1 protein-coding gene is annotated in these 617 nt (G+C 55.1%); it reads left to right on the top strand.

Annotation, left to right across the window (positions count from 1 at the left end):
* A partial coding sequence (locus OSH09_RS18275) for an EF-Tu C-terminal domain-related protein (RefSeq protein WP_266121792.1) occupies positions 1–617 on the top strand: 617 nt, incomplete at both ends.

The raw sequence follows: 617 nt of genomic DNA on the forward strand, positions 1-617 counted from the left end.
CTGGCTCTGGAAGGCGACGAAGGCCCACTGGGCAGCCAAGCCGTTCTGGCTCTGGCCGAAGCGCTGGACAGCTACATTCCTACGCCTGAGCGTGCCGTTGACGGTACCTTCTTGATGCCTGTTGAAGACGTGTTCTCGATCTCCGGCCGTGGTACGGTTGTGACCGGTCGTATTGAGCGCGGCATCGTTAAAGTCGGCGAAGAAATCGAAATCGTGGGTATCAAAGACACGGTCAAGACCATTTGTACCGGCGTTGAAATGTTCCGCAAACTGCTGGACCAAGGCGAAGCTGGCGATAACGTCGGTCTGCTGCTGCGTGGTACCAAGCGTGAAGACGTGGAACGTGGTCAAGTTCTGGCCAAACCTGGTTCGATCAAGCCACACACCGACTTCGACGCCGAAGTGTACATTCTGTCCAAAGAAGAAGGTGGTCGTCACACTCCTTTCTTCAAGGGCTACCGTCCTCAGTTCTACTTCCGTACAACTGACGTGACCGGCACGATCGAGCTGCCAGAAGACAAAGAAATGGTTCTGCCAGGCGACAACATTTCGATGAAAGTGTCCCTGATCGCTCCTATCGCCATGGAAGAAGGTCTGCGCTTCGCTATTCGCGAAGG

Source organism: Alcaligenes parafaecalis (assembly GCF_026344135.1).
Taxonomy (GTDB): domain Bacteria; phylum Pseudomonadota; class Gammaproteobacteria; order Burkholderiales; family Burkholderiaceae_B; genus Alcaligenes; species Alcaligenes parafaecalis.